This window comes from Polystyrenella longa, assembly GCF_007750395.1.
Classification (GTDB): domain Bacteria; phylum Planctomycetota; class Planctomycetia; order Planctomycetales; family Planctomycetaceae; genus Polystyrenella; species Polystyrenella longa.
Genome location: NZ_CP036281.1, coordinates 1454899 through 1468914, shown reverse-complemented (window position 1 = coordinate 1468914; position 14016 = coordinate 1454899). Strand labels below are relative to the sequence as shown.

Genomic DNA, 14016 nt, shown 5'->3' with positions numbered 1-14016 from the left:
AAAGATGGAGTGCTCCCTTCAGAACAAAACAAGTTTAAGCCATCAAGAAGCATACGAAACCGACTCTGTAATCGCACTGCTGGGCAAGCCAGCAGTGGCACCCGGAAAACGTTAGTCGGTAACCCGTCATTGTTATACCGAAGTCATACCGAACGTGAGACGTTGGAGTTATTAATCGATAGCCACTGCTGACATTCGCCATAACTGAAATGCTCCGCTCGCGCTATTCGTCTTCGTCGGTTGCGTGCGTAGCAGCGGAAACGATTTTCTGTTGTTCGTTAGGAGGGACGGGCTCGTAATGGGAGAGGTCCATTGTGAAGGAACCTTGTCCACCCGTCATGCTGGAGAGCGCGCGGGCGTAAGTCATCACTTCGGCCAGCGGTGCTTTCGCGTGGATGATTTGATACCCGCCCGAGAGACCTTCCATTCCTTCCACGCGACCACGGCGACTGTTGAGGTCCGAGGTGATGTCGCCCAGTTTGTCGTCCGGGACGGTGACCTCCAGAGCGACGATCGGTTCCAGCAGGTTCGGCTTCGCTTTCTGAAAAACATCGCGAAAGCAGTATCCGGCAGCCATTTTGAAGGCGGTTTCGTTGCTGTCAACCGGATGATCTTTTCCGAAGAAGAGTTCGCAACTGACGTCCTGTACCTGATATCCAGCGAGAACCCCTTTCTTCATCCGTTCGATCACGCCCTTTTCGACTGCGGGAATGAAGTTGTTCGGTACGCTTCCCCCCGTCACCCGGTCAATAAATGCAAAGTTCAGTTCCGGATCGTAATGATAACTTCGCATCGAGGAGAAGCGATCTTTGGTGAAGTACTCCTCAGGTTCGATTCCCTGTGGCAATCCGGCAACCCGAAGATGGACTTCGGCAAACTGACCGGAACCTCCAGACTGTTTCTTGTGGCGATAACTGCCTTCGGCGGCACCGACAACGGTCTCCCGATAAGGGACCTTCGGTTGATGCGTGATGATCTCGACTTTTTCACGAGCTTTCAGGCGTTCTTCGATCAGCTTGAGATGCAATTCCGACAAGCCAGTCATCACCATTTCTTTGGTCTGGTCATCCCGGGAGACATGGAAGGTGGAGTCTTCTTCTTCGATCTTGTGCAGGGCTCCGGAGATTTTCTGTTGATCGGAGCGACTCTTAGGCTCGACAGCCAAACCGATCATGGGAGTTGGAAATGTAATTTTAGGCAACCGGGGACACTTGTCGGTGTCAGTCAATGTATCTCCCATGTGGAGATCTTCGACTTTGGCAACGGCCACGATGTATCCGGGCCCGGCTTCGTTCACCGGTTCCTGATGGGCACCCTGCACTTCCAGAAGCTGTGGAAGTTTGAGAGGTTTTTCGACACCAGAGGCGTGAACGGAGCTTTCTTTTTTGAGCGTTCCCGAATAGACGCGAATGTAACTTAACCGGGCGACAAAAGGGTCGATACGGGTTTTGACGATCTGGGCGAGGAGTGGTCCGTTTGGATCGGGCTGCAGGTCGATGTTTTCTCCGTCAGAATTAAACGCTGTCTGATGGACATCAATGGGGGAATCGGCGTAATCGGCAATCGAATTCAAAAATTCGTCGACTCCCACATTCTTCTCGACGGACATACAGAAAACGGGAATCAAAGAACCTTCCGCGACCGCGTGGGCAACACCGTGATTAATTTCGTCCTTAGTTAATTTTTCGTCGTTCAGATATCGCTCCATTAACTCTTCATCTGCCTCAACGATCGAGTCCATGACCATCTGGGAAACGTCGTGAGGATTCATGGGGAGCCCATCGGGAATACTGTCCGGTGGATTGAGTGTGTCATACACCCCTGAGAAGTTTGCTCCGAGGCCAATCGGCAAGTTGAAAGGAACACAGCCTCGACCGAACATGTCCTGAATGGAGGCAAGCAGCTCGATAAAATTGACGTTATCGTGATCCAGCTTATTGAGCACGATAAATTTACCAACGTCCGCTTTGTCGGCTTCAGCAAAGACACGCCGAGTATTGACTTCGATCCCGGCCGGGGCGCTGATGGTAATGACGGCTGTTTCAACGGAACGCAATGCACCAATCACCTGACCGATGAATTCTGGATAGCCGGGGGTATCGAAGAGATTGATGCGGCGACCATGATGGTCGAAATGAATGAGGGAGGAAAAGATGGAGTGCTTGTGGTGCTTCTCATCCTCTTCGGTGTCCAGCAAGCTGGTACCGGCATCGACAGAGCCCGGTTTGGACGCAATTCCCGCTTTGTGCAGGAGCAAGTCGGCCAGCGAGGTTTTTCCGACCGCCCCATGCCCTACGAGGGCGACATTGTGGATCTGTTCCGGGGTATATTTGGCCATAGCCATACGTCTCCTTATTCCAATGTGATGTCGTCGTAACGTAAAACACACGCAACTGCCGCAGACAGCAAAGCCAGAGGCAGATTGGATTTTCAGATAAAGAGGAGACCTCCTGAACGAGATCGTTCTTCCAGGAAGAACAGCAATTTCAGGAGTGATGCATGCCCAGACAGCGAAGTCTACGGACAGTGAACCTGCCCGAGCATGAATCGGGTGGACCGGGGTGCTTCAGAAAGCGGAATAAGAGAGGGCCAAATCGATGAGAAAATAATTTGAGAAGATAAACAGGGAATGAATGAGCTTCCGAAGACCTTCCTCCCTGAATAATAGATTAACCGTTCGCGGGCGAAAAAAAATCAACCGAACCACCCTAAAGCGAGTGATTCGGTTTTTTAGATTTTTGGGAAAAATTCTATTTGATTTCTGGAATCAACCCGGTGTCGAATTCGTCCTGAATTAGAACGGCGGAATCGGAGACTCGAGCTAGTCTTGACAGATTTTCAGCTCGGTCACGGGTGGCATTCCGGGGCCACAGCAACCTGACTCAGCGTAAAGTTCGTCTTTCGCATCGGCATTCAGAACGACAAAGACTTCCCATTTATGACCATCCGGATCGATGGCCCAGACTTTGTCCTGTACGGCATAGCAACAGGTGGTTGCTTCTTCGGTGATGGTTTTTAATCCTGCCTTCTGCAAACGTTCAATGGCGGCGTGAACATCTTCCACGGACTTGACCTGAATGCCAAAGTGCGAAGAACCTCCTTGGACTTGTCCGATATCATCGAGTTCATTCAGGGCCAGATTCACGGAAGGGTCGGCGGGTTCAAATTTGGCGTAGCGAGGACGCTCTTTAACAGGAGGTTCCCCAAGCAACACTTCATAAAAATGACGCGACGCTTCCAGATTTGAAACGTTCAGGGCGATATGCAGACGGTAACGACCAGCAAAATCGACGGCTGATTTAGTATTCATAATGACCTCCATTTTCAGTTGATAGCGGAAAGTTATATATCGGCTTCATAATGACTATTGATTGAGGTAGTTTTCAATCTTGGTCTTGATCTCATCCCGGACGCGGCGGAACACGACCATTTGCTCCTCTTCACTTCCGGTTGCATCGGCGGGATCAAAAAAAGGCCAGTGGAGCAGCGTCTTGGCACCCGGAAATACGGGACAGGCTTCTTTAGCATTGTCGCAAACGGTCACGACGATGTCGAAAGACTGATCCTGAAATTGTTCCAGCGACTTGCTTTCGTATGCTGAAATATCAAAGCCCAGTTCTGCCATCGCTTTGATGGCGAGCGGATGCACATAACCGGAAGGTCTGGAACCCGCTGATTCCGATTCCCATTCTCCCTTTCCGGCTGCTTCCCACAAAGCTTCTGCCATTTGGGAGCGGCAGGAATTTCCCGTACACAGGACCAACACACGTTTCTTCATGACTCTTACTTCCCATTACATCCGTTCAAGCGGATGTTTTAGTTAAATATTAATCGCTCCGTAATTTATTCACAGCCTTTCTGGCAGCAGGACGAGTCCAGCGTTTTCACGTCTTTGTGGAGCAGTGAGATCGCCTCACTGGCCGCTTCGACGCACTCAAAAACTTTACGCATGAATTTCACATCCGTATCTACCAGTTGGTAATAATGCCAGAGACCTTCCTTGCGGGCTTTGACCAGATTCACTTTTCGCAGATACGCCAGATGCCTCGACACCGTCGACTGCGGAAGATCGAGTACATCGATCAGGTCACAGACGCAGAGCTCCCCCCCGCGTAGCAGATTCAAGATCCGCAATCGGGTAAGATCGGAAAGGGCCCGAAAGACCTTTTCGATGTCGTAGTCTGTTTGTTGTGTTTCCATATTACTACATCCGCCTAAGCGATTATAGTTCTTGAACCAATTTGTATCAATCCCGAAAGTTTTTCGAAACCGAAAATATCGGTGGTCAGTCTTACGGCTACTTTTGGGATGGCGGGAATGTAATATCCGGGCCGGATTCAATTTGATACTCAAAGTTCTCGCAATTTTGCGTTTTGAGCATCGCGCCTAATGCCTGCATTATTTTACGGAAGTCCCCTTTGGGTTCTAAATTGATGTAGCAGACTTTACCTCGCGTCGCAGTGGTAATACGACCGGCAATTCCTTCCTTATTCGTGTACATCGTTTCGACCAGCTTCGTCAACGCCTTGGCAGCGTTCTCGCTGGGAGCGGTACATATCAGTGTCAAGGATGTCGGCAGGTTGGGATCCTTGCCTTCGAACGGCTCAACATCAGGAAGCACATTCACCTGGGTTGTCAGCTTCAGGGGAGTTGCAGCTCCCACGTCGTAGGTGACCTCGACGAAGTATGCAGTCCATCCTTTAGCCGGTGTGTCAATTTTGCCAATATAATTCCCGTCCGAATTCGCTTTTAACGTAGTGCTTTCGTACTTGGGCCCCAATTTCTCTAAACGAAAGTCGCGAGATTCTTCGTTGTGTGCCTGCCACATCTTAACTTCTTTAGGTTTCCCTTCAGCTGTCACAATCAGTGAACCATCTTCCCCTTCTGTCCAATCAATTTTGGGAATAGGTTTATCATGGGCAATCAGATGAACGAAAGCGGAGGCTGTCTCCATTGCATCACTGTCACGCAGACTGTGGTCTGCATTCGGGACATAGCGAAGATAATTGTCTCCAATGAGATGCTCCCAGTAGAACTGAGAGGAATCCGGGAGGAAGAATTGGTCTCCACTCGCATTGAGCACGAGCTTAGGCATATCGAGTCGATCGCGGTAATAATAAGGATCAACCAGCTCATATAGCTCTTTCACGCGAGGATGGTTCATCCGCTCCATAATTCTATTCTGAGCATAATCGCCCACAGAAGGAGCATAGAAGCCGTAGCTTTCGAAGTGGTGTCGCATCGAGATATCGGTATTCAGAACATCAATAACGATCGGCATGATTGCGACTACGCGGTCATCCAGTGCGCCGGTCAACCAGGTTGTCCAACCCCGCTTAGAAGCTCCTCCCACAATAAATTGATCGACCTTTTGTTGGCCCCCTGCATCGGATGCCATAAAAGCAGTCATCGTATCCAGAGCCCGCACCGCGCTCTTAACCATTGGGTTTCGAATCGGCCAGGAAACGTCGCCTGTTTTGATATACTGGTCCCAGGTGTATGCAACAATTTCATCCTCGGATCTTTTAATGCCGTCACCATGAAAAATGAGCGGTTGGTTCGGCACCATTCCCAGTTCCGCGACAACAGTATTGGTCGCCTGGGCGATTGGGAATGCAATCCGGGGAGTCCGAGCCGATTTACCATTGGCGCCCCCAGAAATGATGAGTGTCCCTATACGTGAATCGACTTTCTCCGGAATACAGAGGGTGAGCCAGTGACGCCATTCCGTCCTATCCACATCTTCAGTCGTTCTCCAGTTCTGGGAAACCATATCAATGATAACCACACGAACGCCATCGCGGATCTCGTCACTAAATACTTCCCATTGATAACTGTCGTCCGACTTCGAAACATAGTCATCGAGCGCGGTCCGTTCCGGAGAGTCTGCTGAGCTAACTGATGAGAACGGTACTAGAAGACAGACCATAAAGATTAATTTCCACAAGATCAGACGAGGCTTCATTGTCGAATCAACTTTCTATTCACAGTGGCTTAAACGAATCACAGTGGCATTTCTGAATCAAGGCAGACCGGCCCCCTGAGGATCACCAATTCTTGTTAGTCTCATTTTTATAACATACACGCTAAGCAAGCAACAGCCCCGAAATATTCTTTATGAACGAGCTCGATTCTGTAGATTCTTATTCTCATATTCAATAGCGAGTATGCTACTATAATTGAACAATTGAGCCGATCTGGCTCTACCCCACCCTGAATTTTAATGGATGTTCAGCGTGTTTTCGTATCGTTCCCAACTAGTTGCGACCTTAGTCGCCATTTGGACGTTTGTCGCCATGAGTGGCGATTCGGTTCAAGGTGAAGGAAACGAAAAGCAATCCTCCCCATTCGACTTCGAGCAGGATATTCGTTCTGTGTTTGCAGTCAAATGCCTGCAATGCCATAGTGCGGATGAACCTGAGGGAGACCTGAATCTCACCGTCCGCGAGTTTGCCGTTGAAGGTGGCCAGATCGTTCCCGGGAAACCGACTGAAAGTTCATTAATCGAACGGATTACTTCGACGGACGAGTCACTCCGCATGCCGCCGGAAGGGGAACCACTTTCTCCGTCTGAAGTCAAGAAGATCTCTGCCTGGATTCAATCCGGAGCACCCTGGCCTCGGCATTGGGCTTATCAGAAACTGATTGAACCGGAATTGCCCAATCTGCTCTCGACTATCTCAAGTGACTGGTGTCAGACGCCCATTGATGTCTTCATTGCTGCCCGACTGGAAAAGGCCGGACTGGTACCCTCTGCAGTTGCGGATCGAACCACGTTAATCCGTCGGGCGACAATCGACTTAACCGGGCTTCCCCCCACACCGGAAGAAGTTGCTGCCTTTTTGAATGACGAATCCCCCGACGCCTGGGAACAGCAGGTAGATCGATTGCTCGCCAGTCCGCGTTACGGAGAACGCTGGGCCCGTCACTGGATGGATCTCGTTCATTTCGCCGAGACCCACGGGCATGATCAGGACCGTCCCCGCGAACATGCCTGGCCTTACCGCGACTATCTCATTCACAGCTTCAATCAAGACAAGACGTACTCTGAGTTCGTAAAGGAACAGATCGCGGGTGACGTCTTTGCTCCGTTTGATCCAGAAGCGCTGACTGCGACAGGATTCCTTTCCGCCGGGCCCTGGGACGAAAGTTCCCTGCTCAACATACGGGAGGATTCAATTGATCGACTCAAAGCACAATACCTCGACCGGGATGACATCGTCACGACAGTGATGTCGACTTTCAACAGCACCAGTCTCCACTGTGCCCGTTGCCACGACCACAAATTCGATCCGATCACTCAGGAAGATTACTACGAAATGCAGGCGGTGTTCGCAGGTATCGACAAAGCAAACCGATCCTACGATTCCGATAGTCAAACGGCACTCCAACGAAAGGAACTGACGGAAAGGAAGTCAGAACTCGAAAAAACGTTCACGACGAATCCGACGGAGTTACTGACCGATGACAACTTGACCCGATTAAGCGAATGGGAAAATTCCAATCAGCATAAGCCCGTCCTTTGGAAACCGCTCTCGATGATCGACTTCCATTCTGACGAAGACGCGACATTACAACTGCAAGAGGACCAATCTATTCTCGTCACGGGAATGAAACCGGAGACGGACATCTATCACCTGACGGCGACAACGAGAGTCGATACTGTTACTGCAGTGAAGCTCGAAGTCCTGCCCCATGAGGCCTTGCCCAGTCGCGGTCCGGGTCGCGCGGAAAATGGAAATTTACATCTGAACGAAGTCCATTTATTTACAGCGAAGGGAACCGAACAACCGGAACAGGAATTACCGATTTCCGATCCCTTCGCCGATTTCAATCAAGAGGGATGGGGCATTGATAAAGCAGTCGATGGAAACCCGGATACGGCCTGGGGCATTCACCCCGCAGAAGGACAATCTCATTTCGCCGTCTTTCCACTCACTGATCCGGTCGACGGATCGGCGAATCAACTGCTCCGTTTGGAACTTCACCAGACTCACGGGCGGTCTCATCTAATCGGTTGCTTCCGCGTCTCTGTGACAGACGCCCCTGTTGAGCAAATTAAGAAACAGGAATCGATTCCATTTGAAATCACTGAGATTCTTCTGCAGGAACAAAGTAAAAGAACCCCCGAAGACCAGGCTCGACTTGTTCATTGGCATCTCTCGAACGATCTTGAAGCTGAATTCGCCACCCTACCCTCTCTGCAAATGGTCTACAGCGGTACCAATCAGTTTGAAATCGAAGGTTCCTTCAAACCAGCAACAACACCTCGCGACATACACGTGTTGCATCGAGGTCAAGTGACGGAGCCGCGCGAGTTGGCCAGTCCGGGATCGCTGGATTGTCTCGAATCGCTCTCGGGGGAAATTGCCATCAGTAGCCCGAACCAGGAAGCCGCCCGGCGGGAAGGACTCGCGTTCTGGTTGGCCGATAAAGAGAACCCGCTCACCTGGCGATCGATCGCCAATCGCGTCTGGTTGTATCATTTCGGACAGGGGCTCGTTACGACGCCCAACGACTTTGGACAGATGGGGGCCTCCCCCACTCACCCGGAACTGCTCGATTGGTTGGCAACAACCATGCGGGAGGAGGGGTCCTTGAAATCTCTCCACCGGCTGATTCTGACCAGTGCCGTTTATCAACAGCAGTCGACTTCACGGACAGAGGCAGCGGAAGTCGACTCCGGAAACCAGTTGCTCTGGCGAATGAACCGTCGTCGACTGGATGCCGAATCTTATCGAGATGCACTACTCCTGATATCCGGATCACTCGATTCGAAAATGGGAGGGCCTTCGGTTCGTCAATTCATCGAGACGAAAGGGGTTCACGTCACTCCGAATGTGGATTACTTAAACTTCGATGTAAACGACCCAGCGAATTATCGTCGTAGCGTTTACCGCTTTCTCTTCCGTACAATTCCTGATCCGTTTATGGAATCGCTCGATTGCCCGGATGCCTCCCAGCTGACACCGAAACGAAATGTCTCACTCACAGCGATTCAAGCGCTGGCAACGCTCAACGACAAGTTCGTCATTCGCCAGAGCGAATTGCTGGCGGACGATTTGCAATTACTCACAGAGCTTCCCGAAGAACAGATCCAACAGGCCTGGAGAAGATTGTTTCAACGTGACCCCAACCCGGAAGAACTGGCGGCCGTGCTGGAGTACACTCACCAACATGGTCTGGCGAATACTTGCCGGTTCCTGTTGAATACCAATGAATTCCTGTTCGTGGATTGACACCATGTCCTACTCTTCAATATCCGACTGGCCTAAAGCCCTTTCCAGCTCTCGACGCCGATTCCTCTCCCAGGTCGGTGGTGGGTTTGGTAGCTTGGCGGCAATGGACCTCTTGCTCCACGAACAGTTGTCCAATAATCAGGCGAAAGCCAACGAGACGACAGGCTCAACCGACCTAAATGGAGGACTACACCACCCTGCGAAAGTCCGTCGAGTCATTCAGCTGTTTATGAATGGAGGTACCAGCCAGATGGACACCTTCGACTACAAACCTGAACTTCACGCCCGACATGGCGAGAAACAGGACTTCGGTATCAAGACCGCCGTCACCAGCGACCCTGGATCGCTGATGAAATCTCCGTTTGAATTTCAACAACATGGTGAATCAGGTCGTTATGTCAGCTCTGTATTTCCAAACGTCGCGCAGCATGTCGATGACCTCGCTTTTTTAATGGCGATGAAGTCGCAAACGAATGTCCATGGACCGGCCAGTTACCTGCAGAACACCGGTTTTCTCAATCCCGGTTTCCCCTGCTTCGGCGCCTGGCTCAACTACGGACTCGGCCGGTTAACGGATAATCTCCCTAGCTTTGTCGTGCTACCCGATCATCGCGGACTACCGTATAACAACACCGGTAACTTCTCCGCCGGTTTTCTGCCGGCCTCGAATGCGGCCACCATTATTAAACCCCACACAGACCACCCAATTCCCAACCTCTTTCCCCCCGACAGCGCAGAACAGATTACGGCGGCTTCCGAGTCCGACGGACTCCGGCTGATTGACGGTTTAAACAAACAACATCTGGCCTCGCGCACTGCCGACTTGCGACTCGAAGCGAGGATGCAATCTTTCGAACTCGCTGCGAGAATGCAATTGAGTGCTCCCGAAGCACTCGACATCAGCGGCGAAACAGAAACAACGCTCAACAGTTACGGACTGAATGAGGAAGCGACGGCCTCCTTCGGTAAGAACTGTCTCCTGGCGCGACGATTAATTGAACGAGACGTTCGCTTCGTTCAGGTTTGGAGCGGCGCGGGTGGTGCGAGTAACAACTGGGATAACCACACGGACATTCCCAATGAACTCGCCACGATCGCCCGATCAGTCGACCAACCGATTAGTACGCTGCTAACCGACCTCAAAGAACGTGGACTGCTGGAAGATACCTTGGTGATCTGGACGACGGAATTCGGTCGTATGCCCTTCACTCAAGGCGCTACTGGCCGCGACCATAACGGAGGCACCTTCGTCAGTTGGCTCGCCGGAGCTGGCATTCAGGGAGGAACCTCCTTCGGTCAAAGCGACGATTTCGGCTATGAAGCAGTCGAAGACATTACCACAGGATACGATCTTCATGCCACAATTCTGCATTTGATGGGCGTCAATCACGAACGACTGACCTATCGCCACAATGGATTGGAACGCCGGCTCACTGACGTGCATGGACATGTCATAGACACGGTGCTTGCTTAGACACGACCTCAGTTCACAGCGTCCTTTAAATATAATCCCTTGCTGGTAATTCGCGAAGTGAAGAACGCAGCGAGAATGTTGCCCAAGATCAGGAGGAGTAACGCATTACTGAAGTTCCCCTGACGAATCGAGTTGAAGTCAAAAAAGAGAATGGCAAAAAAGAGAACGGCCTCCCACATGGCGACGCCGTAATGGCCGAGAAGAAAAGTTCCCCAGGGTGGAAACAGAAAACTTCGGGTGGCAATTTCCAAAGGTGTCCAGAAGAGAGTTCGACAGTTAGGACATTCGTAGTCCCCTTCCAGCACGGAGTGAAAGCATTTTCCGCATAGTTGTTGACGCGATTGCATGGAGGGTGGATTGAATCCCCGGGCAGCAAAGGTAGCGCCCATCTCCCGAGTGACCTGTTTAAGCATCAGGTTTTCATTCTGAGAGAACTCGTAATAGCTGACCCTCAAACCATCTTTAAGCAGGAGAACGACTTCGTCGGTGATCCCTGTTTCCACTTTGTCGATCTGATTGTAATAAACTGACCAGCAGGTCCTGTTGGGAGCTCCTTGACGATTGGTCTCGATACACAGCAGCCTCAGGTTGGTCAGCACTAATACGACGTGCAACCTCATGTTGTCGTCACAGAACATCCGCACTAAGTAGGTGTTCCGGGATGAGGTCATTTTCCCTTTACACAAAAACTGAACAACTTCTCCGTCCAGCAATATTTCTGGCAGCAAGGAATCCAGCCGGTGCAGCAACTTCACGCGATTTCGAATCGTCCCGGCGGCATACCTCCCTTTATACTTAGGGAACAGCGTCTCCAGTCGATAGGAAATCTCCGGCGCGAGCTGCACGTTCAGCTCGTTTAATTTCTTTTCAATTGCCGGTCGCTCTACAGTGGTCATCACCAGAATCATTCTAAATCGAAATCAAAAGCAGCTGTATGGTGCTTCCCATTTTATCGCACGAGGAACGATGCAGGGAAGGACAACTTTTCAAACAGTCCTTAATGAAGCGAATTCGGTCTCCGGTTCCTGCTTGATGTGCAGCCCCTTAGCCGCGATTCGGGAAGTAATTAAAGCGTCACTCCCATTTCCGATGAAGAATGCGAAGATCGCGAACACATAATCCTCATTCGCTGCTGCTCCCAGCATGATGGCAATCAGAACCAGGAAACCCAGGAGTTCAAAAACAGCGATGGGATAATGTTTCATCACAAAGTCACCCCAGGAAGGAAAGACGAAGCTACGAAATCCAATTTCTGCCGGAGTCCAGAAGGTGGTGCCACACTCTTCACACCGATATTGGCCCTTGGGAACAACTTCATAGCAGTGTCCACATAAACGCTCCCAGGATTGGGTAACCGGAGGATCGAACCCCTTCTCTTCAAAACTCCGATACGCATCCTGAAAAACACTGCGCATCGTCTGCTGATCAATTTTGGGAAAGCCTGAATAACTGAGCGACTTGCCATCTTTCAATTTGATTTTTGCATTTCCAAAAATCGTGCTCCCTAAATGCCGAATCTGGCTGTAGTAAATCGACCAGTAGGTTCGTTTCGGTTTCCCCTTACCATTCGTACGAATACAGAGTAAACGGAGATTGGTCAGAACAACCGCCGTATGATTGATCATCTGCGCCCACAGTGCCCCCATGAAGAAACTTTCCGCAAATGAAGACTGGTTCCCTTTCGAGACAAACAGAACCGTCTCATTGTCCAGCAGCATTTCGTCCATTAAAGGTTCAAGCCTGTTTACCAACGCGGCCTTTTTTTTGATCGTCCCTTTGACGAACATTCCCTCCAGTTTGGGGAACATCGTTTCAAGCTGGTAATTGATGTGAGGAGAAAGATGCAGATTCAATTCCGCAAGCTTTTTCTCAACTGCAGGACGATCGACAGTGCTCATATGGGGACATCCCAGAAAGTAGTGACACCGGGAGAGGACATGTCTCTAATCCTAACGCGAATTTAAAAGCGGTGCAAACATTCCTGCACACTTTTACTTCGCCTTAGAGAGTGAGTATTCGCTTCGGAAGCTCGCACCATATCACTTCGGCATCTCTATCACTTTGAAGCACTTTGAAGCTAAGGCACCGTCTTTTGGCCGGAGCGCACTCCCTGAAGCATCTAGAAAATCACCAATGAACTCCAGGGAACCAAGCAGAACCTACAACCAATCATAGCATTTGGTCGCAAGTTCGCGTTTAAGCTCTGTTCCCGAATTCAATCTCCGTCCGCTTAGATCCTGTCCAGGATAAGTGTGGCGGCTATCGGTCCCGAAAAGCCCTTAAAAACAGAAGGCTACGCCGCCAGAACACGCTACAGTTATCTGGAATGCGCTCTAGCCTTCGCTCGCTTCCGACTCGACAACCCCTTTGGCGAATGACTTATAGGCCTGCCAGAAGTTCTTGGCCATGGTATCTGGAAAGACATGAAACTCATCCGTGCCTAAGGCTTTGACGAGTCCTTCGGCAACAAGATCGGGCGATTCGGCCATTTCTTCCAGACCCGCTTCTTTTCCCATGTCGGTCATGATCGGTCCCGGATGAACGCTGATTACACGAACCCCTTTCGGCGCCAGCATGTCTCGCAATGCCTGTGTAATAGAGTACGAAGCCGCTTTGGAAGCACTGTAAGTCGCAAAGTCCGCAAAGTTGCGAAGAGAAGCAACAGAGTTCAACTGAACGAAGACTCCCGAACTTTTCTCCAACAGCGGAGCAAAGGCGCGGGCCATGCGGATCAGCCCTTTGACATTCACATCCATCTCAAAATCGAAGCATTCAAAAACGTCGTCCGAGAAAGGCGTTGCCACTTTCAAAACACCCGCGTTATTGATCACCAGATCGACTTTCTCCAGATTTTGAGCGACGGCGTTGATGGTATCTTCATTGGAGAGATCGAGCTGTACCGCCGCGACCTTTCCACCCGACGCCTCGACGATATCGGTCATCGAATCCGGATTGCGCACGGCGGCGTAAACTTTAGCCGCGCCCGCTTTAAGCATATGATCCAGAAACGTTTTTCCGATGCCCCGGTTCGCGCCGGTAATCAAAACTGTCTTCCCTTGAACGTCGAATGCCATTTATCCTGTCTTTCTGTCACAGAAGGTTCAATCCCAAGTGTAGTATCATCGCCTGACGACTCGCCCGATTATAACGAATTCCTCATGCGGAACTTGAGTAGCCGGGAGGTTGTATCCCGGAAAAATATCGATCCTGTGTTCTTCGGGGCTAATCCGGCGGAGGCTGTTTATTTATACCAGTTGATCCCTTTCCGAGCTGGAATGGGACTTAGTAAGCTGGTGACAACCT

Annotated in this window: 10 protein-coding genes; 2 read left to right on the top strand and 8 right to left on the bottom strand. The window is 50.7% G+C overall.

What is annotated here, in order from left to right:
* Positions 1 to 223: 223 nt before the first annotated feature.
* The 5 genes from Pla110_RS05515 to Pla110_RS05495 all read right to left on the bottom strand — a co-directional run bounded on the left by Pla110_RS05515 (position 224) and on the right by Pla110_RS05495 (position 5965).
* On the bottom strand, positions 224 to 2338 hold the full coding sequence (locus tag Pla110_RS05515) for an elongation factor G (protein ID WP_144994036.1): 2115 nt from the start codon (positions 2336 to 2338) through the stop codon (positions 224 to 226).
* Positions 2339 to 2821: 483 nt separating this feature from the next.
* Positions 2822 to 3310, bottom strand: a complete 489-nt coding sequence (locus Pla110_RS05510) for an ArsI/CadI family heavy metal resistance metalloenzyme (protein WP_144994034.1) — start codon at positions 3308 to 3310, stop codon at positions 2822 to 2824.
* 54 nt (positions 3311 to 3364) lie between these two features.
* Positions 3365 to 3778 carry an arsenate reductase ArsC gene (locus Pla110_RS05505; protein ID WP_144994032.1) on the bottom strand — a complete coding sequence of 138 codons (414 nt, stop codon included), beginning with the start codon at positions 3776 to 3778 and terminating at the stop codon, positions 3365 to 3367.
* Positions 3779 to 3843: 65 nt separating this feature from the next.
* Positions 3844 to 4200 carry an ArsR/SmtB family transcription factor gene (locus Pla110_RS05500; protein ID WP_144994030.1) on the bottom strand — a complete coding sequence of 119 codons (357 nt, stop codon included), beginning with the start codon at positions 4198 to 4200 and terminating at the stop codon, positions 3844 to 3846.
* A 97-nt stretch (positions 4201 to 4297) separates the two neighbouring features.
* Positions 4298 to 5965, bottom strand: coding sequence for a PhoPQ-activated pathogenicity-related family protein (locus Pla110_RS05495; RefSeq protein ID WP_144994028.1), 1668 nt, complete (start codon positions 5963 to 5965; stop codon positions 4298 to 4300).
* Positions 5966 to 6236: 271 nt separating this feature from the next.
* Here Pla110_RS05495 and Pla110_RS05490 point away from each other — a divergent pair, with 271 nt between their 5' ends.
* Positions 6237 to 9239, top strand: coding sequence for a DUF1553 domain-containing protein (locus Pla110_RS05490; RefSeq protein ID WP_197440526.1), 3003 nt, complete (start codon positions 6237 to 6239; stop codon positions 9237 to 9239).
* A 4-nt stretch (positions 9240 to 9243) separates the two neighbouring features.
* The gene (locus tag Pla110_RS05485) at positions 9244 to 10713 is read left to right on the top strand and encodes a DUF1501 domain-containing protein (protein ID WP_144994024.1); all 1470 of its coding nucleotides are present in this window, start codon (positions 9244 to 9246) and stop codon (positions 10711 to 10713) included.
* A gap of 8 nt (positions 10714 to 10721) precedes the next feature.
* Here the strand turns inward: Pla110_RS05485 and Pla110_RS05480 are convergent, their stop codons facing one another.
* The 3 genes from Pla110_RS05480 to Pla110_RS05470 form a co-directional block, all read right to left on the bottom strand.
* Positions 10722 to 11612: a hypothetical protein gene (locus Pla110_RS05480; RefSeq protein WP_197440525.1), complete on the bottom strand. Its 891-nt coding sequence runs from the start codon at positions 11610 to 11612 to the stop codon at positions 10722 to 10724.
* A gap of 87 nt (positions 11613 to 11699) precedes the next feature.
* Positions 11700 to 12611, bottom strand: coding sequence for a hypothetical protein (locus Pla110_RS05475; RefSeq protein WP_144994020.1), 912 nt, complete (start codon positions 12609 to 12611; stop codon positions 11700 to 11702).
* A gap of 435 nt (positions 12612 to 13046) precedes the next feature.
* On the bottom strand, positions 13047 to 13787 hold the full coding sequence (locus tag Pla110_RS05470; protein ID WP_144994018.1) for an SDR family oxidoreductase: 741 nt from the start codon (positions 13785 to 13787) through the stop codon (positions 13047 to 13049).
* Between the last annotated feature and the right edge of the window lie 229 nt (positions 13788 to 14016).

Coding starts and splice junctions, on each gene's coding strand:
- Pla110_RS05495 (WP_144994028.1), bottom strand. CDS start 5,965: ATGAAGCCTCGTCTGATCTTGTGGAAATTAATCTTTATGGTCTGTCTT.
- Pla110_RS05510 (WP_144994034.1), bottom strand. CDS start 3,310: ATGAATACTAAATCAGCCGTCGATTTTGCTGGTCGTTACCGTCTGCAT.
- Pla110_RS05475 (WP_144994020.1), bottom strand. CDS start 12,611: ATGAGCACTGTCGATCGTCCTGCAGTTGAGAAAAAGCTTGCGGAATTG.
- Pla110_RS05505 (WP_144994032.1), bottom strand. CDS start 3,778: ATGAAGAAACGTGTGTTGGTCCTGTGTACGGGAAATTCCTGCCGCTCC.
- Pla110_RS05485 (WP_144994024.1), top strand. CDS start 9,244: ATGTCCTACTCTTCAATATCCGACTGGCCTAAAGCCCTTTCCAGCTCT.
- Pla110_RS05515 (WP_144994036.1), bottom strand. CDS start 2,338: ATGGCCAAATATACCCCGGAACAGATCCACAATGTCGCCCTCGTAGGG.
- Pla110_RS05500 (WP_144994030.1), bottom strand. CDS start 4,200: ATGGAAACACAACAAACAGACTACGACATCGAAAAGGTCTTTCGGGCC.
- Pla110_RS05470 (WP_144994018.1), bottom strand. CDS start 13,787: ATGGCATTCGACGTTCAAGGGAAGACAGTTTTGATTACCGGCGCGAAC.